The sequence below is a fragment of the Mesorhizobium sp. M4B.F.Ca.ET.203.01.1.1 genome (genome assembly GCF_004791025.1).
Taxonomy (GTDB): Bacteria; Pseudomonadota; Alphaproteobacteria; order Rhizobiales; family Rhizobiaceae; genus Mesorhizobium; species Mesorhizobium abyssinicae.
Genome location: NZ_SRUO01000011.1, coordinates 149,301 through 171,108, shown reverse-complemented (window position 1 = coordinate 171,108; position 21,808 = coordinate 149,301). Strand labels below are relative to the sequence as shown.

Below are 21,808 nucleotides of genomic sequence, written 5' to 3'. Positions count from 1 at the left end.
CCACTTCGGGATCATGCTCCGGTCGCCACCGCCACTGCGGCGGGCGAAGAGGCCGGGGCGCGGGTAACCCCGCGCCCCGGTGCTAAGCTTGATTACATGGTCTTTCCGGCGGCGAAGGCGTCGCGCTGCGACTGACGCTCGGCGTCGGGAGCCGAAACCAGGCCGTATTCGGCGAGCGGGCTTTCCGGGCCGATCATCTGGTCGTCGAGGAAGAATTCGACATATTCCTTCAGGCCCGGAACGACGCCGAGATGCGCCTTCTTGACGTAGAAGAACAGCGGGCGCGAAACCGGATACTTGCCGCTGGCGATGGTCTCGGTCGAAGGCACGACGTCTTCCACGCTGGCGACCTTCAGCTTGTCGGCATTGTTCTCGTAGAAGGCGAGGCCGAACACGCCGACGCCGGTCTTGTTGGAGTCGATGCGGGCGAGCGTCTCGGTGTAGTCGCCGTCGATGTCGACAGCCTTGCCGTCCTTGCGGATGGCGATGCAGGTCTTGCCGATTTCCTTGTCGTCGCTGATGCCGGTGGCCTTGATGGCAGCCTTGTCGCAGCCGGCGTCGAGAAGCTTGGTCTCGAACACTTCGCGCGTGCCGTGCTTCTCACCCGGGATGTAGGCGGCGATGTCCCAGTCGGGCAGCTTCGGGTTGACCTGGCTCCACTTGGTGTTCGGATTGTCGACCAGCTTGCCGTCGACGACGAGCTTGGCGGCCAGCGCCTTGTAGATGTCGGCGGGAACCAGCGCCCAGTCCGGGCCCTTGATGTCGGTGGCGAAGACGATGCCGTCATAGCCGATGCGGACTTCCTGGATATCCTTCACGCCGGCGTCGGCGCAGGACTTGATCTCGTCCTTCTTGATCGGGCGCGAGGAGTTGGCGATGTCGATGGTGTCTTCGCCGACGCCCTTGCAGAATTCCTTGATGCCGGCGCCGCTGCCGCCGGACTCGACCACCGGGGTCTTGAACTTGGTGAAGGTCTCGCCGAACTGCTCGGCAACGATCTTGGCATAGGGAAGCACGGTCGACGACCCGGCAACCTGGATCTGGTCGCGCGCGGCGGCGAAGCCGGACGACGCGGCCAGCGCAAGCGCGGCGGCCGACGCCGTGAGGAGAAATTTGTTCATGTGGCCTGCTCCTGTTCGGAAGATGGTCTCTTCGAAAGATGGACTCTTGGCACCGCTGTCCATCGGCGCCCGGTGAGGCCAATAGCTTCCGATTATTACAGTCGCATGACAGTTTCGTGTCAGCCCGGTAACGCCTGACCGGCTCGCCGGAAACGGCTGGCAGCCAGCCCTCGGCGAGGCAACGGCGGTTTGCCGTGGGAATCAGGGACTTGCGCGATTCTGGAGGCCCGCCCTGCCCTCGGCGGCACGAGCCTCGGCCGCCGAGAAAAGAAAAGCCGGACGAGAGCGCGTTGCCCCTGGCCAGAGCGTATCATGGCCGAGCCATCGCCGAAAACAGGTCCGTTGGGGTAGAGTCGACGCTGTTTCTAGCCGGCGGTCGCTGCTCCCGCCCGTAACCGGGGGAGCGAATCCGATGCCGCCATTGTTTCGGCTCGATGCCCGGTTCGATATGGTGCGATCGCACCATATCCCCACGGCAGCCCCGGTTTTCCGCCGTGCTTCGCAAACCGGGCGCTGCGATGGCACTCGCTCCGAAGCAGCGGCCTCGACAGGTTTAACCGGCGTTTCTTTGCGCCTGGCCGTCGGCGCCGATCCAGCGCTCCAGCTTTTCGAGCAGGGCCCTGGGGCTGATGGGCTTGGGCAGATAGTCGTCCATGCCGGCCTCCAGGCAGCGCTCGCGATCGCCCTTCAGCGCATGCGCGGTGACGCCGACGATCGGCACATGCATGCCGCTCTCCTCCTCCAGCCGGCGGATGGCGGCCGTCGCCTCCAGTCCGTTCATCTCCGGCATCGACACGTCCATCAGGATCATGCGCGGTTTGAGCCGACCGTAGGCGTCGAGCGCCTTGCGGCCGTTGCCGACGATCTCGAAGCCGTAGCCGGTCTCGCCGAGGATCTGGGTGAACACCATCTGGTTCACTTCATTGTCCTCGGCCACGAGGATATCGAGCCCGCGTTCGCCACCGGTCGGCCGGGCGCGCGCACGCGCCGGCGGCGGCTGCAGCAGGGCCCGTTCCGACACCGCCGAGGCGGCCCTGGCCGGCGCCGGCTGCGCTATCCCCGCACTGCTGCTCGCCGCCTGCGGCGGATGGCTGACCGCCGTGCTGTGGCGGTGACGCTGTATGGTGGCGACCAGCGTCTCCAGCAGCACCGAGGAGCGCGCCGGCTTGATCAGTTGCGCATCGATGCCGAGGTCGCGGTAGCTGGTGTTGGCGAGCGACTGGTCGACGGACGTCAGCATGATGATCGGCGTGTGCGCAAGGCCGTCGGTGTTGCGCACGATACGCGCCATCTCGGCGCCGCTCATGCCCGGCATCTGGTAGTCGAGCACGACACAATCGACCGGCACGCCATAGGCGGCGGCGGCGATCAGCACCTTCAACCCCTCGGCGCCGCTCTCGGCCGCGCAGGAATCGAACGTCCACGACGCCATCTGCTCGCTCAGGATCGAGCGGTTGACGGCATTGTCGTCGACGATCAGCACCCGGGCTCCGGTGACGTCGACCGGCATGATCCGCTGCCCACTCTGTTGCATGGCCCGCGGCAGCGTCACCGTGAACCAGAAGGTCGAGCCCTTGCCCTCATCGCTCTCGACCCCGATCTCGCCGCTCATCAGCTCGACCAGCCGCGAGGTGATGGCAAGACCGAGCCCAGTGCCCTCGTGCCGCCGCGTCGACGACGTATCGACCTGGTTGAACTTCTCGAACACGGCCTTCAGCTTGTCTTCCGGAATGCCAATGCCGGTGTCGGTCACCGAGATGGTGAGCTTCGTTCCCGTCGGCACGCGCTCGCCGGTGACGTCGACCAGCACATGGCCTTCGTCGGTGAACTTCACCGCATTGCCGAGCAGGTTGGTGACGATCTGCCTGATGCGCCCGACATCGCCGACGAACTGGCTGTCGAGGCCAGGCTGCACGCGCACGATGAGCTCGAGATCCTTCTCCTTGGCGCGAGTCGACACCAGAGTTGCCACATCCTCGATGGCCTCGGCAAGGTTGAAGGGCGCCGGATCGAGCACCAGCTGGCCGGCATCGATCTTGGAGAAGTCGAGGATGTCGTTGATGATGGTCAAAAGCGCGTTGCCCGACTTCACGATGATGTCGGTGAACGTCTTCTGCTTGGGGTCGAGGTCGGACTTGGCGAGCAATTCGGCCATGCCGAGCACGCCGTTCATCGGCGTGCGGATCTCATGGCTCATATTGGCCAGGAATTCCGATTTGGCGCGGTCGGCGAGCACGGCGCGCTGCCGCGCTTCGCTGAGCTCGGCCTCGCGCTGCTTGAGCTCGGTGATGTCGGTGGTCGATCCGATCAGATAGAGCGAGCCGTCGGAGGCAATCATCGCCCCCTTGCGCGCGAACTGGTGCCGCACGCTGCCGTCGGGCAGCGTCACGCTCTCCTCGATCTCCTGCGTCTCGCCGGTGCGCAGCACGGCGAGATCGCCAGCGACGAAGGCCTCGCCGTCCGGCCCGAAGATTTCGACGTCGGTCCTGCCGATCGCATCTTCCTTGGCGAAGCCGGTGAGGTCGCACCAGCCCTTGTTGACGTAGAACTGCCTGAGGTCCGAACGCTTGGCGTAGATCGACACTGGCACGTTGTCGATGAGGCTGCGGAACACCTCGTTCTCGCGCATGCTCTCTTCCAGCGCCCGCTCGCGCGCCTTGACGTCGGTGATGTCGGTGCTGGAGCCGACCAGATGTACCGACCCGTCCGTCGCAACCAGGCGGCTCTTGCGCGTCATCAGCTGCCGCACGGTGCCGTCGCGATGGGTGACGGGCTCCTCGACCTCCAGGACCTTGCCGGCGACGACCACTTCGGTGTCGTCATGGCTGTAGCTTTCGGCATCCTCGGCGCCGAACAGCTGGCGGTCGCTGCGGCCGATGACGTCCTCCTTGGCGAGGCCGGTGATGGCGCACCAGGCCTTGTTGACGAATTCGATGCGGAGATCCTCGGCCTTGATGAAGGCAGCCACCGGCAGCTCGTCCATGACGTGCCGGAACAGATCGATCTGCCGCATAGAGTCATGCAGCGCCTTCTCGCGGCTCTTGATGTCGGAAATGTCGACGCGCACGCCGATGAAGGTGCCGTCCTCGGTCCGCATGTCGTAGACCTGGTACCAGCGGCCGTCCGGATTGCGCCGCTCATAGGATGAGTTCGGCAGCCGGTAGTGGGCGAGCATCGCGTCGAACCACCCGTCGCGATCGCGCTCGTAGAGGCTGTCGATCTCAGGATCGCCGCTCTGGCGGAAATAGCCGACCGAATGGCCGAGCGCCAGCGCCTCGCGGAAGCTTCGGCCGGGCTGCCACACCGGCTTCAGCGCCGGAAGCGTCTCCTGCAGTTTTCGGTTGGCGAAGACGAACCTGTCGTCACGATCGTAGATGATGACGCCGGCCGGCAGCGATTCCAGCACGGTGGCGAGGTTCTTGCGCGCGTCCTCGGCCTCCGCCTCGCGATCCTTCATGTCGGTGACGTCGACATAGGAGATCAGCCGCTTGCCGCCGGCAAGTGGCGCCAGCGAGGCAATCAGCGTGCGGCCGTCATTGAGTGGCAGCTGCCGCGATCCGGCAACGCCAGCCCTGATTTCGGCCTCGCGCTCGGCCATGAGGCGCTGCCATGCCTCGTCGTCGGCTCCGTAGGGGTCGATCCCGCGGCTCGCTTCCATCAGCTCGCGGAAGCCGCTGCCGATCCCGGCGCGGCTGGGCTCGATTTTCCAGAACTCGTGGAAGGCGCGGTTGATCACCTGCGCGCGCATGTCCGCGTCGAGGACAAGGACGCCGATCGGCATTTGGTCGACCATGGCGCGAAGATTGGCGAAGGTCTCCGCGGTCCTGGCGTTGGCGCTCTCGACCTCGGCATCGCGGCGCTTGACGTCGGTGACCTCGTAGTAGGTCAACAACCGCTTGCCCCCGGACAGCGCGGTGACCGAGAACATCATTGTCCTGCCGTTGGCGTGGACAAACTCGCGCGGCGCGACTGAGCCGCCGCGAATCTCCGCGAAGCGGCTGGCGAGGTAGCGCTGCCATTCCTTTTCGCCGATATCGCCATAGATGCCGTTGCGGCGATTGAGTTCCATCAGGCGGCTGAACGGAGCGCCGACGCTCACTGCCCCGTCGGGAATTCTGGAGAGGTCGCGATAGGCCTTGTTGATGATCAGCGTGTCGAGCTGGGCATCCAGGAGCACGACACCCATATGCATGGCGTCCATCGTGCGCTCGAGATCGGCAAGATGCTGTACGCCGTCTTCGGCGAGCGCATCGTCGCCGCGCGCAACCGCTGCTTCGAGGGGGTCGCGTTTGCCGCCGTTCCCCGTCCCGTCCACGTCCGCCATGCTGATGCCACCCCCAGCCGAACCCCCGTCGCGGTTCGTCGGCGGACTGTGCCTCAGAAGCATTAACGATCCGCTAACCTTAACAAACCGCGACCGGGGGCGAACTGTCGCGGCCTGGCCGCATCGCGCAGGTTGTCGGCTGCGGCGCTGCCGCGTTATAAACCGTATATTGGGGTGTTGCTAATGTTCGGACGGATCGTGCTGTTTTTCCTGTGCCCGGCGCTGCTTGCGGCAGGCGGCTGCGCGCGCAGCGACGATGGCACCGTGATGATCCCGAAGCCGCTCGACGTCAGGCGTATCTGGGACAGGCCCCCGCCGCAGCCGCAGGCCGGACCGCCGCGAATGCAGGCAGGCCCCTTTCCGGTGGCGCCGCAGGCGCCAAGGCGGTTGGCTGGCCGCAGGCTCGGCCCCCCGCCAGCGCCGGCAGGGCAGGTGGCGAGCCCTCCCTCGCTGTCGTCCGAGCCGAAGCAGCCGCTCGCCTGCCGGAACGTCAGCGAGCCCGGCAAGCGCTACCGCGTGGTCTGCGAATAGCGGCGGCAAGGTCAGTTGGCCGGAAAGAAGGCCGGCGGCTCGATCCGACGGCGTCCTCAGCCGCCAACGCGGGGCCTAGCTCAAAGTGTCGAATGGCCTCGGTGAAACCTTTGGCGCACAATCGGCGTTCTAGGGCAAAGGAGACAGAGGATGTCGATTCACTTCACCGTCTCTGGCCTGACCAGGAACCTCATCCATTCACTTGGACTGGATCATGAGCGGGCGCCGAGACCCCTGACACAAGAGCAGAACCTGCTGTTGGAATGCTATCTGGCGGGCCAGATTCCGGAGTCGGCCTGGAGCGACTACGTCTTCGAGGCACCGGAATTGCAGCGCCATGTCGATGCGAGGCGCGCGCGGCATTGATCCCCAGACCGACCAGCTTTCAGCCGTCCGCGCCCATATGTCTTTATTGCTTGGGCGAATTGAACCGCAGCGTGAAGATGTTGCCGGCAATGCCCTGCGCCAGCGCCGGCGAGAAGCTCAGCGGCAGGCACTGCTGCAGCGCCGCGGTCGCGGCGTCGACATAGGCCTGCCTCGCCTTCGCGTCGCCGTTCACCTTGATCGCCGTCGGCTTGGGTGGGCCGATCAGCGTGCCGTCCCGCCTGAAGCTGAAGCTCAAGGTCACCGACGAGTTCTCCGAATTGGCCGGCGGGGTCCAGCACGCCTGCAGCGCCGCTCCGACATCGTTCATGGTGTTGAGCGAGGCGGCATTCGACTGACAGGGCATGGCTGCCAGCAGTGCGACGAAGCATGCCGAGAGTGCAGTGCCTTTCATTGCCGGGGATCCTCCTCTCTCCCGCTCCGCCGCCACCTTCATGCTACGGTCAAAGCCGAAGATGACAACAGGTTTTGCACGGATAGCCAGGCGCCTTCGCCAGGGTCGGGCAGCCGGCGAAAAGCAAAAGGCCGGCGCAAGGCCGACCTTTCCTTTCGCCTCGGCATCCGCGCCAGTACATCCGTGGTCGCGCGCCTGAGGTGAACCAGCGGCCAGTAGACAGGTCTTTGGTTAACCAATCCCTAACCCCGACCGGTCGCCAGGCTCAGCGACGCTACCTGGCGGCGCTCACGCCTTGGCCTGCGACCGCACATAGGCAATGTAGCCGCGCACGTCGCCGGCCGGCTCGGCATAGGCGTTGCCGAGCTTCTTCTCCATCGCCGCCATATAGTCCTTCGCCCACTGCGGCAGCGCATAGTCGATGACCGCCAGGAACTCGAGCGTCGCTGCCAGCCTTATGTCGGCGATCGACGGGTTGCTGCCGCCGATGAACGGCTTGCCGTTGCGGAAGAAGCTGTGGAAGACCTCCAGCGGCTCGGCGATTGCGGAGGCGGCAGCCTTCTGGGCCTCCGATTTCCTGTCGGGATGGGCGTCGCTGTGGCCGACCTCGCCGGCATATTGCGGGAAGCCGAGCGCCGGATAAGTGGCGCGTGCCACGTAAGGGTAGAGCGTGCCGACCAGGTAGAACATGGCGCTGTCGATCATGGCCCGCTTGGCCGGCGCCTTGGGGTAGAACTTCTCCAGCCCGTGCTTGTTGGCGAGATACTGCATGATGGCGCAGCTTTCCCACAGCACGCCCCGCGGCAGGCCCTTGTCCTCGATCATCGGCGTCAGATGGGCCGGGTTGCGCGCCAGGAATTCCGGCGAGCGCGTAAGCCCCCAGGCGTCGGTCTCGGCATGGTCGAAGCCGGCCGCGCGCGCGAACACCCGAACGGTCATGTTGTTGACGCTCGGCTTCAGCATGCTGAGCTTCAGCCCCGGCTTCTTCGCCGGTTTCGCCCTAGGCGCGGCCTTGGCCGTCGCCCTCGCGGCTGGCTTGGCTGCTGCTTTTGCCTTTGCCTTTGTTGCCGGCTTCGCAGCCGCTTTCGCCGCCGGCTTGGCGGTCTTTGTTGCCGGCTTGGTTGCCGGTTTGCCTGTGCTCTTTGTTGCTGCCTTCGCCATCTGTTCCTCCCTCAGGCTTGTCAGTCTCGTGCGTATGGATTTTTCGGCCCCCGATCGTCCGACAAGGTCGCGCGCGACCATTCGACCAGCGTCTGGATCGCGTCGGCGAGATGCACTTCCGCGATGTTGTAATCGCCGCGCGCGACACGGATCTTGTGCGCCTGCATCAGCACGTCGGCATGGGTGAAGCCCGTCGGCGGCTCGAAGCGATACGAGGCGAGCTCGATCAGCAGGCCAAGCGGATCCTCGAAATAGATCGAATCCATGAAGCCGCGGTCCTTGACGCCGCTATGCTTGATGCCGCGCTCGTCGAGCCGGGCGACCGCCTGCAGGAAGGTGACGCGCGACACCGAAAAGGCGATGTGGTGGACGCAGCCCGTATCGGTTGGCGTGCGCCTGGCCACCGCCGCGCGGCTCTCATCGGTGAAGACGGTGATCAGCCGCCCGTCGCCCGGATCGAAATAGAGATGGCTCTCGCTCGCCTTGTCGAGATTGGGCTGCTCGAAGACGAAGGGCATGCCGAGCACGCCTTCCCAGAAATCGATCGAGGTCTGGCGCCCGGCGCCGACCAGCGTGATGTGATGGACGCCCTGCGACTGCAGTTTCTGCATCGGTCTCCCTCTCTGCGATCCTTCGCCTCTGTATCGGGCGAGTTCTGATCCGCATCCGCCGCGCCTTGATGCTTCCTGCGACGGCGCCTTGCGCCTATGGCGCAAAAACCAAGACGCGATGCTAATTCAATCCGCAGCACTGCGCCAGAAGCTCGCAACGGCGCCAAGCGGCATAGAGTCCGAGATCGATCCCACTACGGTGCGGACACAGCCAGCACAGCGCAGAGCTTACCGATCACGGAATATGCCTACTCTATTCCGTATCAAGTCACGGCTCGATCAGCCCGAGCCTGTATCCGGGCGACAAACCGACGTGCCTCATCGTCAACCGCCATGACGGTGCCTGACCTACGCGTGGACGCGAAGTCGAGCCCCGCAAAATAGACGCCCGGAACCGAGGCGATGCCATTTTCGTGGACCGGCTGGCGTCGCTCGTCGAGAACACCGGGTACATCGATCCAGCTGAAATCGCCGTCAAAGCCCGTACACCAGACAATCGCTGAAATATTCCGCTCGACGAGATCGAGCGACAGAATGGGATGCTGGGGCAGACGCGGAGCGACCGCCTCCGCCTCATCCTCAACGGGCGCAGGAGCGCTGAGACCATTACATTTGATAAATTCATCGATACGGTTTTTGAATTGCGCGGAAATCTCGTCGCCAAACCGAATGTTTTCGAGAACGTCGTTGGCGAAGATGAGGCGACTGTTATCCACTCCGACAAATCGTCCCAGCAGCACAACGCCCTGCGCGCTGAGAGACTGCAGGCTTATCGTGTGCAACGCGCCAAGCATGGGCCGAGCGGCAACGCGGCCGGACGGATCGACGAAATCCTTGCGGGGCACGTCAAACAATCCGCTCTTCACCATCCACACGACAATGTCGCGCCCGCGATAGCGTCGTGGCAGACGGCCAATATGGCCCGTCGCAAGATAAGTCTCCCTGCCCGCCAGGATCAGATCTTCGGCGATCTGGCAGCCCGACTGTGCGCTGCCGACGACAAGGACGGCTCCGACGGGTAGGTCGCCGGCCTTACGGTAGTCGGAGGCATCGAGCTGCACTGGCCCGCCCGTCAACGCGGACGCCGAAGGCGGCCGACGCGGGCGGTTCAAGCTGCCGCTGGCGACAACCACGTTTTTCGCCAGCCACGTCCGCTCGGGCGTCACGACGCGAAAGAGCCCGTTACTTGCTTCCAGTTTTGTGACCGAGACGCCGGTGCGAACCGGAAGTCTGTTGCGTTGCGCATAGTCTTCGAGCAGCGCAACGAACTCCATCTGCGACATAAACCCTTCCGGCTCTAGGCCGCCGTAACGATCGCCGGGCATCACGCTGTAAATGTTGGGAAGATTGAAGTGGAACGAGTCCCAACGCTGGGTCCGCCACGTTTCCCCGATTTGCCTGCGTTCAAGGACGCAATGCCGCATATCGGATCGGGCAAGCATATAGCTGACACCGAGGCCGGCCCATCCGGCACCCACAACCACGGCATCCAGAACGCCCGTTTCGTCCATGGTTCCCCCTCCCTCATCCTGAACGCTGCCGCAAAAGGCGGGATGCATGTCGTAGGGAGTAGCGCGTTGCCGACGCCGCTTGATCTTCAGGTACCGCACCGCTTCCTTTGACGCCGCCGGCGCGTGAAAACTACGTTCCTCGTTGGTTACCTGGCGCCCGGCGCCGACCAGCGTGATGTGATGGACCCCTGCGACTGCAGTTTCTGCATCGGTCTCCCTCCCCGGAACCCTGGCATCGGCACCCGCCGGATCTACGCCCGGCCTTTTGCACCGCCGCGGCGAGCGATAGCCAAAGTTCCATCACACGATGCTAATTCAATCGGGCCCTGCGCGCCAGAAGCGAAGGCGGTTCCGCGCGCCAGATAAGAAACGCCGATCGTGCACGTTGGAAAGGGTGCGAGCGCGGTGACTTGTCGATGGGCAATCACTAATGTTAGTCGCCGTTTTCGTATGCCCGGGGGTATCGATGTTTCCCAACCAGATCTTTTGCCGCATCTGTCACGTAAAAACCGGATATGAGGAGCGGGAGTTGCACATTCGCAGCGAGTTTGCTCGTCGCGGTGTCCCGGTTCACTGGTATCTGGACCACGACATCGCCGATCTCTCCGCAGAGGATCGACAGGCAGCTCTCAAACCCGCGCAGCTGTCCCTGGCGCGCAAGCACATTGGCATCTGGAGAGAATTCCTCAACACCGACTTGCCGTATTGCCTGGTGTTTGAGGATGACGTGTTTCTCGCTCGCAACTTCGTGGCACGCCTCGAGGACGCGCTTCAGGAGCTTGCGGCCGGCAGACAGGCGGTCGTTTATCTGGGCAATGGCGGCAACTACTACACGCCAAGGTCCAAGCTGACAAAGGGCAGATCGCTCTATCCTGCGAACCATAGTCGCTGCACGGATTCCTACATCTTGACTCGCTCCGCCGCGCAAGCGCGATGCAACTGGTTCGACCGAAACGAACTTAATCTTCCAATCGATATTGCGGTAAATGACTGCGACAAGGCCACCGGTACGGACATACTGTGGTTCGAGCGCCCTATCGTAGAACAGGGCACGCACAACGGCCGGTTCACGACGTCGATCGAGGGCGGCAAGCAGAGGCCTCTCTGGTGGAAACGCATTGAATGGAGGTGGAAAAAGTATCGCCGGCAGTTCTTTGGCCACACTGCCAACTAACCAAAGCGCTCGACAAACCGCTCAGCCGGCAGATCGAAGGCTGCCTTTTCTTGCTTCAGCTTTTCCAGCGGCCAGTCCCACCACCGAATTCGTTGCATCGCGTCGATGGTTTCGTCCGAGAAACGGTATCTAATCAGCCTGGCCGGGTTGCCGGCTGCAATTGCATAGGGCGGAACATCCTTGGTTACCACACTCCCCGCCGCAACAACGGCGCCGTTCCCGATGGTGACCCCTGACAGGATTATGGCGCGGGCTCCAATCCAGACGTCATTGCCAACGACTATCGGCCCCTTCGTCTGAAGATACTGGTCTATCGTTTTCGTCATCAGGACCTGATTCTGCAAACCGAAATTGGATGCAGTCTCGGTCGGATGATCTGCCTGGCAAACAAACAGCACGCCCGGCGCTATCGCGGAGAAAGCGCCAATAATCACCGGCGATTTCTCCGTGCAATAGAGGAAGGAATTGCTGCTTAGGTTGTGAGAGTATCGTCCGACCCGGACATGTTCAGGCAATCGGTGCCTGCCCAGGAAAATCTTTTTGTCTCGAAACCATCTGCTCACTTTCGACATTGCACCGCTGCCTCCCCAGCATCGCGAAAATTGCCCCGGCCACCTAACAGGGGCGATCCGCCAGTGGCCGATACACCTGACCCTCTGAGCCTTTGCCTCTGGAAATGATAGCAGCGATTTTGGGCACCGGCGCGAGGTCAAACAAGCCAACAGACCGATCGGTTCTCGCTTCGAGGGCAAAGGGAAGGGTCCGCGACGCGCTGGCCACCGCGTTTTGAAGGGCTTGCCCGATGTTGGCCAGCCAGCCGTTCGAGTTTGACCTGAAGCGGAGTTTGCGGACCGAAGGCGCACAGTGCGCACGAGATGCAGGAAGCGAATATTCAGGCACCGCGCAACCAACCTTGCTCGCGTGCGTTTGCCTAACTAAGCGCCAGAATCCCGACCAACTGTCCACCCCGGCGTTGAGCTCACTGCGACCCTTTGCGTTCCACCGGCCGACGGTTCATTGGCCAGAGCGTCCACGGTCCCACCCGCCACGCATGATGGACGGGAAGCTCGACCGTTAGGAGGCTCATATGGCAAAGCTTTGCGACATCTGTAAGACCCGCCCCGCAACTGTGCGGGCGCGTATCACGACCGCGAACGGCGACACGCGAACGCTCGATCTTTGTGAAACGGATTATCGTCGCTTGGCGCGGCAGCAGCGCCAAAGCTCGCCCTTGGAGTCGCTGTTCGGAAGACGCGGCGGCCTCTTCGATGAATTCTTCGGCGATGAATTCCTTGGAGCGTCACCCTTTGGTGAGCGCGGGTTGAATGAGAGCACGGCACCGCGATCGCTCGATCGGGCCCAGCGGAGCGGGGAAGCGGCGGAGCGGCTCAGCGAGCACGCCAAGGAGCTTCTGCAGGCCGCGGCGCGCCAGGCCTCTGAGCATCGGCGCGGCGAGGTTGACACGGAGCACCTCCTCCTAGCGTTGACTGAAAGCGATGTAGTCCGCACCATTCTCGGACAGTTCAAGGTTTCCCTAGATGACCTCCGCCGCGAGCTTGATGAAGCGGCCCCGCGCGGCGATACAAAGCCGGACGAGAGCGGCGAGATCGGCGTCACGCCGCGCATGAAGAGCGCCCTTGGCCACGCCTTCACTGCCTCACACGAGCTTGGCCATTCTTATGTTGGCCCGGAGCATCTCCTGATCGGGCTGGCCGAGGAGGAGGAGGGCATCGCCGGCGAGCTTCTACGGCGCTATGGGCTCACCCCGCAGGCCATCCGCCAACAGGTGGTAAAGGTGGTCGGCCGCGGCGCCGAGGCCGGACAGGTCGAAACGCCGACCAACACGCCGAACCTCGACAAATATTCGCGTGATCTCACCAAACTAGCGCGCGAAGGCAAGCTTGATCCGGTGATCGGACGCGCACGCGAGATCGAAACGACAATCGAGGTGCTCGCCCGCCGCAAGAAGAACAATCCGGTATTAATTGGCGAGCCCGGCGTCGGCAAGACGGCGATCGTCGAGGGCTTGGCACAGCGCATCGTAGCCGGGGAGGTTCCTGAAAGCCTGCGCGACAAACGCCTCGTCGAGCTTGGCATCAATTCGCTAGTCGCCGGCTCCAAATATCGTGGCGAGTTCGAAGAGCGGGTGCAGCAGGTGCTGAAGGAAGTCACCAACCAGAAGGACAAGCAAATCCTCTTCATCGACGAGATCCACACCATCGTCGGCGCCGGTCAGGGCGGCGGCGAAGGAGGATTGGACATTGCAAACGTCTTCAAGCCGGCGCTGGCGCGCGGCGAACTGAACCTCGTGGGCGCGACGACGCTGAACGAATACCAAAAACACATCGAAAAGGATGCGGCGCTTGAGCGGCGCTTCCAGCCGGTGTTCGTGCCGGAGCCGTCGGTTGCGCAGACGATCATGATTCTCCGAGGACTGCGCGATACCTTGGAGGCGCATCACAAGGTGACGATCACCGACGAGGCGGTGGTCGCCGCGGCGGAGCTTTCCGACCGCTACATCACCGGCCGGTTCCTGCCCGACAAGGCGATCGACTTGATCGACCAAGCGGCGGCGCGCGTGAAAATTTCGGCGACTGGCCGGCCCGTCGACGTGCAGGAGTTGGAAGCGGAGACGCGGCAGCTAAAGCGCGAGCAGGATTATGCGAGCTCGCGCAAGCAATTCGACCGCGCCTCCGAGTTCCAAGCCCAGCACGACGCAAAGAACAATGAGTTGCGGCAGGCGACAGAGCGGTGGCGACGGAACCTTGGGTCAGGCAGCGCGGAAGTGCAGAGCGCACATATCGCTGAAGTCGTCTCAAAGCTGACCGGCATTCCCGTTACCGAGCTTACGACTGAAGAGCGCCAGCGCCTGATCAAGCTAGAGGAACGCCTGCACCAGCGCGTCATCGGGCAGGACGAAGCGGTGAAGGCGGTAAGCGATGCCGTGCGGCTCGCCCGCGCGGGCCTCCGCGAGGGCCGGAGGCCGACCGCCACGTTCCTTTTCCTCGGACCGACCGGCGTTGGCAAGACAGAGCTCGCCAAGGCGCTCGCGGAAGCCGTTTACGGAGACGAGGCTGCCCTGGTCCGCCTAGACATGTCAGAATACATGGAGCGTCACACCGTCGCCCGGCTGATCGGTGCTCCCCCTGGCTATGTCGGCTACGAGGAGGGCGGCCAGCTCACAGAGCGCGTGCGGCGGCGGCCCTACAGTGTGGTCCTGCTCGACGAGATCGAGAAGGCGCACTCCGACGTTTACAACGTGCTGCTGCAAGTATTCGACGATGGCCGTCTCACGGACGGGAAGGGCCGGGTCGTGGACTTCACCAACACCATCATCATTGCGACCAGTAACCTCGGCGCCGACATCATTCAGGGGCATTTGCGGGTTCAAGGCGCGGCCTCCGACGAGACGGACAAGCTGCGGCGCGAGCTGATGGACGTGCTGCGCATGCACTTCCGGCCGGAATTCCTGAATCGCATTGATGAGATCATTGTCTTCCATGCGCTCGACCGGAAGCAGATCCGCAACATCGTCGATCTGCAGCTCGAGCGCGTGAAGCGAACCGCCCACGGGCAGGGCGTCGATCTTGAGTTCGACGATTCGCTGATGGAGCAGATCGCCGCCGCGGGGTTCAGGCCAGAATTTGGGGCGCGGGAGTTGCGGCGCCTAATCCGCTCGGAACTGGAGACTGAGCTTGCCCGGGCCATGCTCGCAGACGAGGTACACGAGGGCGACCGCGTGCTCGCCCGCTGGGATAGCGGCGAGCAGAAGGTCAGGTTTGAGGCTGTGCGAGATGTGAAGCCGGCCGAGTCTCGGAAGAATACGTCCAAACGCGGTAAGCAGAGCCACGGGAAGGCGGCTTAGCAGAGCCTTACGACAGCTGACCGCCTAGTCGCAGATGGTTGGCTCCTCGTCCTGGAGGAGGCAGCCACCGAGTCCTTACCGGCGAGCGATCCGCCAGCCTGGACGGCCGTCACGATCGGCGGCACCCCGGGCCAGGAGACAGGAGAAAATCGTGACCAATACCGATGTCAGGGCGCGCGCGCCGGGCGAGCCATCGCTCCCGCAGAAGGAAGCAATGAACGCCGTCCTCGCCCGCAACTGGTGGCTCATCGCGCTGCGCGGCGTGGTCGCCATCATCTTCGGCCTTTTCGCGCTTTTACTCACCGGGCCGACTATGCTCTCGCTGGTCCTCTTCTTCTCGGCCTACATGCTGGTGGACGGCGCGTTCGCAATCGCCGCCGCCCTGCGCGCGGCGCGTGCAAACGAACGTTGGGGCCTGCTCCTGCTGGAGGGCGTCGCCGACATCGCGGCGGGCGTCATCGCGTTCCTATGGCCGGCGATCACGCTCCTTGCTTTCGTGCTCGTCATCGCCGCCTGGGCCGTCGTGTCGGGCGGGCTGATGTGGGCGGCCGCCTACCAACTTAGGCGGGATCACGGCCGCTGGTGGCTGGTGGCAGGCGGGATCATCTCTGTCATTTTCGGGGCATTGCTGGTAGTGGCGCCGCTGATCGGCGCGTTGGTCTTGACCTGGTGGATCGGCGCTTACGCCATCGCCTTCGGCGTCGCGCTGCTCGTGCTGAGCTTCAGGCTGCGCGAGCATCGTAACGACGTGTCCCTCGGCCTCGCCTCGCAGTCCGGCTGATGATCGCGCGGGTTCGAATTCGTCGGCTACACTTCGGCCGGAGCCGCGGGGATTTGGCGCCTCGCGGCTTCTCAAGGCATGAGCCTGCAGAAGAGCGTTTCCTGTGTAGAAATTTCTGGCGCTCGCCTAACGACGCTTCCGTGCTTAGCCGTCCGCTGGCAATTCAGGTGTCGATGAAAGGCGACCCGGTATGACCGAGCGCGAGAGTGGCACCACCGGCTCTAGTCCGGTCGAAGAGTTCCTGCACTACCAATACAAGGAAATCAAAGATATGTGCGAGCAGTTTATCGCGCTGCTCAGCGGCATATTGTTATTCTCGGTCAACTTTTCTGACAAGCTGGTGAAGGCGGAGAGCGCCCCGGTTTACTACAAGCACATTCTGGTCTCATCGTGGTTGTGCTTCATGGTCTCAATCATCGGGTGCTGCCTAGCGATGGCGATGGCGTGGACCGCCGCGCGCCGTATGCTGTGGGGCAAACCGAATGACGCGACAAAATCGAACGCGCTTTCTTTGAGCCGGCGGGCGTCGAAGGTCATTGTGATAGCAGGATTTATCTTTGTCTTTGGCCTCATCTTGACCATCATAGCCGGATTCATGACGATGCTCAGTGGCGCTGCGACTCCCGGATAGATCGCCACGCGATAGGGTCCCATGCTTGATCGCCTTCTTGCCCCAAACCATAAGACGCGTGAACTGGCCGGCGACCACCTAAGCGGGTTCCATCGCGAGAAAGACCTCTGCAACACCTGCAAAAATGTAAAGCTGGTGATCTGGTAGGCCTAAAGGGCCGAGCGCGTGAATGGCTTATTCGACCGTTATTAGACGATATACGGACCTGAGCGGCTATCCCGTTGAAAAGCTTGGTACGCCCAAGGGGAATCGAACCCCTGTTCCCGCCGTGAGAGGGCGGTGTCCTGACCGCTAGACGATGGGCGCGCTCAAGAACCGGCTACATAGGCTGGCGGCTGGGAAAAAGCAACTGGGGTTTCGGCGCGTTCGCTGACATTCCAAAACTGTCGAGCTCAGCCCTGTCGTTTCGGCTCGATCAGGTCCCAGAGATTGCCGTGGAGATCGGCGAACACCGCCACCGTGCCATAGGCCTCGAAGCGGGGCGCTTCGCGGAACTCGACGCCGTTTGCGAGCATCGCCTGATGGTCGCGGGCAAAGTCGTCGGTTTCGAGGAACAGGAAGACCCGGCCGCCGGTCTGGTCGCCGATGCGGCTTGCCTGCTCGGCGTCGGATGCTTCGGCCAGCAGCAGCCGCGCGCCGTTTCCGTTCGCCGGCGCAACGGTGACCCAGTGCTTGCCGCCGCCGAGGTCGACATCGTCGGTGAGCACGAAGCCCGCCCGCTCGACATACCAGGCAATCGCCTCGTCATAGTCCCTGACCACGATCGCCACCGTGGCCACCCGGCGGTTGTCGGCAAAGCCCGTCATTTATTGCGAATGGCAAAACGGCCAACGAGGCGGCGCGCGGCAATGTCGTAGACGAAGATGGCGCGGCTGCCGTCGGCAAGCTCGGCATCGATCGAGATGCGGTTGCCGGACAGCGACTGGCTGACCACCTTGGCGCCGACGGGCAGCACGATGTCGGCGCTCAACGGTTCGCCGGCCGGCACCTGGATATCGCTGGCAACCGGGGCGCCGGCGGGCGGCGCGTTGCGCGCTTTGTAGACAAGCGCTCCGATCACCACCATAAGGGCAAGCAACAAAAGGCCGAGATTGATGGCCATGAAGCGCAAGAGTTTCTTCCGCACGCTTTCGACCCCGGGATCGAGCGGCTTTTCTTCGTCTTCGTCGGCAATCGGCCTGACCATGGCAAAAATTCCGGAACCTTCTTTCGATGAGCGCTCATAGCGAAGAGACCCAGCAATTCATAGAGGCAGCCCCGATCGTGCTGCAGGCAGGGGCCGATGCCGTCGGCCAGCGCCTCGACCAATGGCTGGTCGGCCAACTCGGCCCTGACATGTCGCGCAGCCGCGTGCAGATGCTGATCAGGCAGGGCGCGGTCAGCATCGGCGGCAAGGTCGTCGAGGAGGCCAAGCGCAAGATGTCCGCCGGCGAGCGGGTAGCGGTCGAGATGCCGGAGCCCGAGCCGGCCGAGCCCCGCGGCGAGGCGATCGCCCTCGACATCCTCCATGAGGACGACGAGCTGATCGTCATCAACAAGCCGGCGGGACTGGTCGTGCACCCCGGCGCCGGCAACTGGACCGGAACGCTGGTCAATGCGCTCATCCACCATTGCGGCGACAGCCTGTCCGGCATTGGCGGCGTCAGGCGGCCCGGCATCGTTCATCGTCTCGACAAGGAGACCAGCGGCGTCATGGTCGTCGCCAAGACCGACCGCGCCCACAAGGCGCTGTCGGAGGCCTTTGCCGATCACGGCCGCACCGGCGACCTCGAACGCGCCTATCTGGCGCTGGTCTGGGGCATTCCGTCGAGACCGACCGGCACGGTCGATGCGCCGCTCGGCCGCGCCGCCGACCGCGTGCGCCGCGCCGTGGTGCCGCTAGGCCGCGACGACGCCCGGCACGCTGTCACGCACTTTAGCGTGATCGAGCGCTTCGGCGAGCGGCAGAAGGACCTCGCCACCGCAAGCCTGGTAGAATGCCGGCTGGAGACCGGCCGCACCCACCAGATCCGCGTCCACATGGCTCATATCGGGCATCCCGTCGTCGGCGATCCCGATTACGGCCAGGCCTTCCGCACCAAGGCAAACCGGTTGCCCGAACCGCTGAAAGGCGCGGTCAATGCCTTTCCGCGGCAAGCCCTGCACGCCTGGCTGCTTGAATTCCGACACCCGGCTACCCATCTAACGATGAGGTTCGAGGCACCGATACCGAGGGACATGGAGGAACTCGTCGGCGGCTTTCGCAATCTCTGAGCCCGCCATCAAGACGCTTCAAGCCAACCATCAAAAAACCTGACTGGCGTTGTTCACTTCAGCGTGACACACTGTTTCGTGTTGAACAAATGCCTGTCTTTTCTGGTTTTGTTCCTATATACACCAGTTGCCGCGGATGAGCCGATTGGCATTCGCGTCACATGCCCGCCGCGTTTCGGGGGCATCACTCCAATAGAGAGGGGGCGCTATCATGGCCCAGTCACTACCCAGTATCGTTTCCGGCGAAGGCGGCCTCAGCCGCTACCTGGAAGAAATCCGTCGCTTTCCGATGCTTCAGCCGCAGGAAGAGTACATGCTCGCCAAGCGTTACGCCGAGCATGAGGACACCACGGCCGCGCACAAGCTCGTCACCAGCCATTTGCGGCTCGTCGCCAAGATCGCCATGGGCTATCGCGGCTACGGCCTGCCGATCGGCGAGGTGATCTCGGAAGGCAATGTCGGCCTGATGCAGGCCGTCAAGAAATTCGAACCGGAGCGCGGCTTCCGGCTCGCCACCTATGCCATGTGGTGGATCAAGGCCTCGATCCAGGAGTACATCCTGCGCTCGTGGAGCCTGGTCAAGATGGGCACCACCGCCAACCAGAAGCGCCTGTTCTTCAATCTGCGCAAGGTGAAGGGCAAGATCCAGGCGCTCGACGATGGCGACCTGAAGCCCGAGCAGATCGCCGAGATCGCCACGCGCCTCAACGTCTCCGAGGCGGAAGTGGTGTCGATGAACCGCCGCCTCTCGGGCGACGCTTCGCTCAATGCCCCGATCCGCGCCAGCGAGGGCGAGTCCGGCGAATGGCAGGACTGGCTGGTCGACGACCACGAAAGCCAGGAAGAGATGCTGATCGAGCAGGACGAGCTGGAAAACCGGCGCTCCATGCTGTCGGGCGCCCTTTCCGTGCTCAACGAGCGCGAACGGCGCATCTTCGAGGCGCGCCGCCTCGCCGACGAGCCGCTGACGCTGGAAGAGCTGTCGGCCGAGTTCGACATCAGCCGCGAGCGCGTGCGCCAGATCGAGGTGCGCGCCTTCGAGAAGGTGCAGGACGCGGTCAAGGCCGCGGCCAAGCGCCAGACCCAGGCGCTGCGCACCATCGAGGCGCAGCCGGCCGCGTGATAGGCTCAAGGCAGAAATAAAAAAAGGCGGCGCTCCGGCGCCGCCTTTTGTTTGGCCAAAGCGGCGGTCCAGCCCTTTCTCCCCGTCACTATACGGGGAGAAATGTCCGGCAGGACAATGAGGGGCAGCGCCCACGCCGCGAGGTTTTCCTTTCAGAACGACCTACGAAGGTTTCGGCGCAATCACAGCCGAACGCAGCGCCGCCCCTCATCCGCCCTTCGGGCACCTTCTCCCCGTTCACGGGGAGAAGGAAAAGGGCTCACGCCGAAGGCTGCTTGGTCTTCCTCAGATACGGCAGGATCGTATCGAAGGCGCCGAAGCGCTTGATCGCGTCCTCGTTGGAAACCGCGGCGGTGATGATGACATCCTCGCCCTGCTTCCAGTTCGCCGGCGTCGCCACCTGGTGCTTGGCCGTCAGCTGGATGGAATCGATGACGCGCAGGATCTCGTCGAAGTTGCGGCCCGTGGTCATCGGATAGGTCAGCCCCAGCTTGATCTTCTTGTCCGGCCCGATGACATAGACCGAACGCACCGTGGCGTTGTCGGCCGGCGTGCGGCCTTCCGAGCTCTCGCCGGCGCCGGCCGGCAGCATCTCGTAGAGCTTGGCGACCGCGAGGTCCTTGTCGCCGATCAGCGGGTATTTCACCTCCTGGCCGGTCGCCGTCTTGATGTCGGCCTGCCACTTGTCGTGGCTGGCGACCGGGTCGACGGAAATGCCGATGATCTTGACGTTGCGCTTTTTGAACTCACCCTCCAGCCCGGCCATGGTGCCGAGCTCGGTCGTGCAGACCGGAGTGAAGTTCTTCGGGTGGCTGAACAGCACCGCCCAGCCGTCGCCGATCCATTGATGGAAGCTGATCGTCCCTTGCGTGGTTTCGGCCGTGAAATCCGGCGCGATATCGTTGATCCGAAGACTCATGACATGTCCCTACCCTTTGACTGCCGCCGGCATGCCGCGCCGGCACCGCTCGCAATCTCTACCACTCCAAAGGCAGGCTTCATACGGCGCAGGCCGCCGGGAATGGCGTCGGCGATGAAAAATTTTCATCTTTTCTCGGCAAATCCGGCAGGAATTTCTGCCGCCTCGGGGCTCAGGCCTTCTTGACCGCCAGCGTCGTCGCCAGGTCTTCCATGCGCTGGGCCAGCGCGCCCAGCGCGTCGGTCAGCACGCCGTCGCTCTTGCCGGCCTTGGCCAGCGCGTCGTCGCGCGTCTTGCGCAGCGTCAGCACTTCGCTTTCCATGCCCTTGACGCGCTTCTGCAGCTCCGAAAGCTCGTCCATGACCATGATGCCGGCCATCACCGTCAGCCGCTGGTCGCCGATCTCGCCGAACGAGTCCTTGAGATGCGCGACATAGCGGTCGAAGCGCTCGGCCAAGTCGATCAGGTGCTCTTCCTGGCCCTCGTCGCAAGCCATGCGGTACTGCTTGCCGTCGATGGAAACCGTGACCTGTGCCATTGGCCTACCTGTCCAACACCGCGCGGATGGTTTCCATGGCGGTCACCAGCCGGCGCGATACTTCCTTGTTGGCGTCTTCCAGCCGCTCGGCGCGCGCTTCGGAATTGTCGAGTTCCTGCGCCAGCCTTGAGCGGTCGGCGTTCATGCGCTGCACCTCCGCCTCGGCCTCCGAATAGTCGCGCTCGTGCTCGAGCTTGGCCGCGACGGCGTTTTCCAGGCCTTCAATGGCTTTGCCCAGCCTGGCGATGACTTCCTTGAGCGTCGTTTCCCCGGTCATGGCTCGTCCTGCACCCTGCCCATCACCGAATCGTTCGCGTTCAGAACGCGTTATCCAGGAAACATTAGGCGCCGTGTGAAGGCAACGTCAATAAAGCTCTCGCGACTGTCCCCCGCTAACGCTAATGTAGGTCTGCCGGGGCCATCACAAGCCCGGCAAAAACGCACCGATTTGTTGACTCAAGGGCCGCGCCTGCTATGTGTCGCGCAC

20 protein-coding genes and 1 tRNA gene are annotated in these 21,808 nt (G+C 63.4%); 8 read left to right on the top strand and 13 right to left on the bottom strand.

The window, feature by feature from the left end; all coding sequences use genetic code 11:
- Positions 1-92: 92 nt before the first annotated feature.
- Together EN846_RS22780 and EN846_RS22775 are read right to left on the bottom strand one after the other, a co-directional pair.
- Complete coding sequence (locus EN846_RS22780; RefSeq protein ID WP_127282793.1) at positions 93-1,121, bottom strand: substrate-binding domain-containing protein; 1,029 nt, start codon at positions 1,119-1,121, stop codon at positions 93-95.
- A gap of 553 nt (positions 1,122-1,674) precedes the next feature.
- Positions 1,675-5,445 (bottom strand): response regulator, encoded by a 3,771-nt coding sequence (locus tag EN846_RS22775; RefSeq protein ID WP_127391066.1) that lies wholly within the window; start codon positions 5,443-5,445, stop codon positions 1,675-1,677.
- Between the two features lie 183 nt (positions 5,446-5,628).
- On the opposite strand from EN846_RS22775, the gene EN846_RS22770 reads away from it, so the two are divergent.
- Both EN846_RS22770 and EN846_RS22765 read left to right on the top strand, forming a co-directional pair.
- Positions 5,629-5,976 carry a hypothetical protein gene (locus EN846_RS22770; protein WP_127391067.1) on the top strand — a complete coding sequence of 116 codons (348 nt, stop codon included), beginning with the start codon at positions 5,629-5,631 and terminating at the stop codon, positions 5,974-5,976.
- A gap of 150 nt (positions 5,977-6,126) precedes the next feature.
- Positions 6,127-6,342, top strand: a complete 216-nt coding sequence (locus EN846_RS22765) for a hypothetical protein (RefSeq protein WP_127282790.1) — start codon at positions 6,127-6,129, stop codon at positions 6,340-6,342.
- Between the two features lie 43 nt (positions 6,343-6,385).
- Here EN846_RS22765 and EN846_RS22760 read toward each other — a convergent pair whose 3' ends face one another.
- From EN846_RS22760 to EN846_RS22745, 4 genes are all read right to left on the bottom strand, one after another.
- Positions 6,386-6,706 (bottom strand): hypothetical protein, encoded by a 321-nt coding sequence (locus EN846_RS22760; RefSeq protein ID WP_245493289.1) that lies wholly within the window; start codon positions 6,704-6,706, stop codon positions 6,386-6,388.
- A 336-nt stretch (positions 6,707-7,042) separates the two neighbouring features.
- Positions 7,043-7,915 carry a glutathione S-transferase family protein gene (locus EN846_RS22755; RefSeq protein ID WP_127391068.1) on the bottom strand — a complete coding sequence of 291 codons (873 nt, stop codon included), beginning with the start codon at positions 7,913-7,915 and terminating at the stop codon, positions 7,043-7,045.
- Positions 7,916-7,935: 20 nt separating this feature from the next.
- Entirely contained in the window at positions 7,936-8,526 is a 591-nt protein-coding gene (locus EN846_RS22750; RefSeq protein WP_127391069.1) for a VOC family protein, read from the bottom strand.
- 263 nt (positions 8,527-8,789) lie between these two features.
- Positions 8,790-10,037: an NAD(P)/FAD-dependent oxidoreductase gene (locus EN846_RS22745; protein ID WP_127391070.1), complete on the bottom strand. Its 1,248-nt coding sequence runs from the start codon at positions 10,035-10,037 to the stop codon at positions 8,790-8,792.
- Between the two features lie 466 nt (positions 10,038-10,503).
- Here EN846_RS22745 and EN846_RS22740 point away from each other — a divergent pair, with 466 nt between their 5' ends.
- Positions 10,504-11,211, top strand: coding sequence for a glycosyltransferase family 25 protein (locus tag EN846_RS22740; protein ID WP_245493288.1), 708 nt, complete (start codon positions 10,504-10,506; stop codon positions 11,209-11,211).
- Here EN846_RS22740 and EN846_RS35600 read toward each other — a convergent pair.
- Complete coding sequence (locus EN846_RS35600) at positions 11,208-11,783, bottom strand: CatB-related O-acetyltransferase (protein WP_210213982.1); 576 nt, start codon at positions 11,781-11,783, stop codon at positions 11,208-11,210. The genes EN846_RS22740 and EN846_RS35600 overlap by 4 nt on opposite strands.
- A gap of 515 nt (positions 11,784-12,298) precedes the next feature.
- On the opposite strand from EN846_RS35600, the gene EN846_RS22730 reads away from it, so the two are divergent.
- The 3 genes from EN846_RS22730 (at position 12,299) to EN846_RS22720 (ending at position 16,488) form a co-directional block, all read left to right on the top strand.
- Positions 12,299-15,076 (top strand): ATP-dependent Clp protease ATP-binding subunit, encoded by a 2,778-nt coding sequence (locus EN846_RS22730; RefSeq protein ID WP_135898992.1) that lies wholly within the window; start codon positions 12,299-12,301, stop codon positions 15,074-15,076.
- Between the two features lie 214 nt (positions 15,077-15,290).
- Positions 15,291-15,857, top strand: coding sequence for an HdeD family acid-resistance protein (locus EN846_RS22725; protein WP_127391078.1), 567 nt, complete (start codon positions 15,291-15,293; stop codon positions 15,855-15,857).
- Between the two features lie 190 nt (positions 15,858-16,047).
- Entirely contained in the window at positions 16,048-16,488 is a 441-nt protein-coding gene (locus tag EN846_RS22720) for a hypothetical protein (RefSeq protein WP_127391072.1), read from the top strand.
- A 231-nt stretch (positions 16,489-16,719) separates the two neighbouring features.
- Here EN846_RS22720 and EN846_RS22715 read toward each other — a convergent pair.
- The 3 genes from EN846_RS22715 to EN846_RS22705 form a co-directional block, all read right to left on the bottom strand.
- Positions 16,720-16,794 (bottom strand) — tRNA-Glu (locus EN846_RS22715).
- A gap of 86 nt (positions 16,795-16,880) precedes the next feature.
- Complete coding sequence (locus EN846_RS22710) at positions 16,881-17,294, bottom strand: VOC family protein (RefSeq protein WP_127391073.1); 414 nt, start codon at positions 17,292-17,294, stop codon at positions 16,881-16,883.
- Positions 17,291-17,674 carry a fimbrial protein gene (locus tag EN846_RS22705; RefSeq protein WP_127391074.1) on the bottom strand — a complete coding sequence of 128 codons (384 nt, stop codon included), beginning with the start codon at positions 17,672-17,674 and terminating at the stop codon, positions 17,291-17,293. Before EN846_RS22705 ends, EN846_RS22710 begins: the two co-directional genes overlap by 4 nt.
- A gap of 26 nt (positions 17,675-17,700) precedes the next feature.
- Between EN846_RS22705 and EN846_RS22700 the strand changes: the two genes are divergently transcribed.
- Together EN846_RS22700 and rpoH are read left to right on the top strand one after the other, a co-directional pair.
- Positions 17,701-18,741 (top strand): RluA family pseudouridine synthase, encoded by a 1,041-nt coding sequence (locus EN846_RS22700; RefSeq protein ID WP_127391075.1) that lies wholly within the window; start codon positions 17,701-17,703, stop codon positions 18,739-18,741.
- A 211-nt stretch (positions 18,742-18,952) separates the two neighbouring features.
- Positions 18,953-19,864, top strand: a complete 912-nt coding sequence (gene rpoH, locus EN846_RS22695) for an RNA polymerase sigma factor RpoH (protein WP_127282783.1) — start codon at positions 18,953-18,955, stop codon at positions 19,862-19,864.
- A gap of 259 nt (positions 19,865-20,123) precedes the next feature.
- On the opposite strand, the gene EN846_RS22690 is transcribed toward rpoH, so the two are convergent.
- The 3 genes from EN846_RS22690 to EN846_RS22680 form a co-directional block, all read right to left on the bottom strand.
- Complete coding sequence (locus EN846_RS22690; protein ID WP_127393553.1) at positions 20,124-20,783, bottom strand: peroxiredoxin; 660 nt, start codon at positions 20,781-20,783, stop codon at positions 20,124-20,126.
- Between the two features lie 172 nt (positions 20,784-20,955).
- Positions 20,956-21,321: a cell division protein ZapA gene (locus EN846_RS22685; protein ID WP_127282781.1), complete on the bottom strand. Its 366-nt coding sequence runs from the start codon at positions 21,319-21,321 to the stop codon at positions 20,956-20,958.
- Positions 21,322-21,325: 4 nt separating this feature from the next.
- Positions 21,326-21,598 carry a DUF4164 domain-containing protein gene (locus EN846_RS22680; protein WP_006200774.1) on the bottom strand — a complete coding sequence of 91 codons (273 nt, stop codon included), beginning with the start codon at positions 21,596-21,598 and terminating at the stop codon, positions 21,326-21,328.
- Positions 21,599-21,808: the final 210 nt, after the last annotated feature.

Excerpts from the sequence above, each read along its gene's own strand:
- EN846_RS22780 (WP_127282793.1), bottom strand. The coding sequence starts at position 1,121 with ATGAACAAATTTCTCCTCACGGCGTCGGCCGCCGCGCTTGCGCTGGCC.
- EN846_RS22775 (WP_127391066.1), bottom strand. The coding sequence starts at position 5,445 with ATGGCGGACGTGGACGGGACGGGGAACGGCGGCAAACGCGACCCCCTC.
- EN846_RS22770 (WP_127391067.1), top strand. The coding sequence starts at position 5,629 with ATGTTCGGACGGATCGTGCTGTTTTTCCTGTGCCCGGCGCTGCTTGCG.
- EN846_RS22765 (WP_127282790.1), top strand. The coding sequence starts at position 6,127 with ATGTCGATTCACTTCACCGTCTCTGGCCTGACCAGGAACCTCATCCAT.
- EN846_RS22760 (WP_245493289.1), bottom strand. The coding sequence starts at position 6,706 with ATGCCCTGTCAGTCGAATGCCGCCTCGCTCAACACCATGAACGATGTC.
- EN846_RS22755 (WP_127391068.1), bottom strand. The coding sequence starts at position 7,915 with ATGGCGAAGGCAGCAACAAAGAGCACAGGCAAACCGGCAACCAAGCCG.
- EN846_RS22750 (WP_127391069.1), bottom strand. The coding sequence starts at position 8,526 with ATGCAGAAACTGCAGTCGCAGGGCGTCCATCACATCACGCTGGTCGGC.
- EN846_RS22745 (WP_127391070.1), bottom strand. The coding sequence starts at position 10,037 with ATGGACGAAACGGGCGTTCTGGATGCCGTGGTTGTGGGTGCCGGATGG.
- EN846_RS22740 (WP_245493288.1), top strand. The coding sequence starts at position 10,504 with ATGTTTCCCAACCAGATCTTTTGCCGCATCTGTCACGTAAAAACCGGA.
- EN846_RS35600 (WP_210213982.1), bottom strand. The coding sequence starts at position 11,783 with ATGTCGAAAGTGAGCAGATGGTTTCGAGACAAAAAGATTTTCCTGGGC.
- EN846_RS22730 (WP_135898992.1), top strand. The coding sequence starts at position 12,299 with ATGGCAAAGCTTTGCGACATCTGTAAGACCCGCCCCGCAACTGTGCGG.
- EN846_RS22725 (WP_127391078.1), top strand. The coding sequence starts at position 15,291 with ATGAACGCCGTCCTCGCCCGCAACTGGTGGCTCATCGCGCTGCGCGGC.
- EN846_RS22720 (WP_127391072.1), top strand. The coding sequence starts at position 16,048 with ATGACCGAGCGCGAGAGTGGCACCACCGGCTCTAGTCCGGTCGAAGAG.
- EN846_RS22710 (WP_127391073.1), bottom strand. The coding sequence starts at position 17,294 with ATGACGGGCTTTGCCGACAACCGCCGGGTGGCCACGGTGGCGATCGTG.
- EN846_RS22705 (WP_127391074.1), bottom strand. The coding sequence starts at position 17,674 with ATGGTCAGGCCGATTGCCGACGAAGACGAAGAAAAGCCGCTCGATCCC.
- EN846_RS22700 (WP_127391075.1), top strand. The coding sequence starts at position 17,701 with ATGAGCGCTCATAGCGAAGAGACCCAGCAATTCATAGAGGCAGCCCCG.
- rpoH (WP_127282783.1), top strand. The coding sequence starts at position 18,953 with ATGGCCCAGTCACTACCCAGTATCGTTTCCGGCGAAGGCGGCCTCAGC.
- EN846_RS22690 (WP_127393553.1), bottom strand. The coding sequence starts at position 20,783 with ATGAGTCTTCGGATCAACGATATCGCGCCGGATTTCACGGCCGAAACC.
- EN846_RS22685 (WP_127282781.1), bottom strand. The coding sequence starts at position 21,321 with ATGGCACAGGTCACGGTTTCCATCGACGGCAAGCAGTACCGCATGGCT.
- EN846_RS22680 (WP_006200774.1), bottom strand. The coding sequence starts at position 21,598 with ATGACCGGGGAAACGACGCTCAAGGAAGTCATCGCCAGGCTGGGCAAA.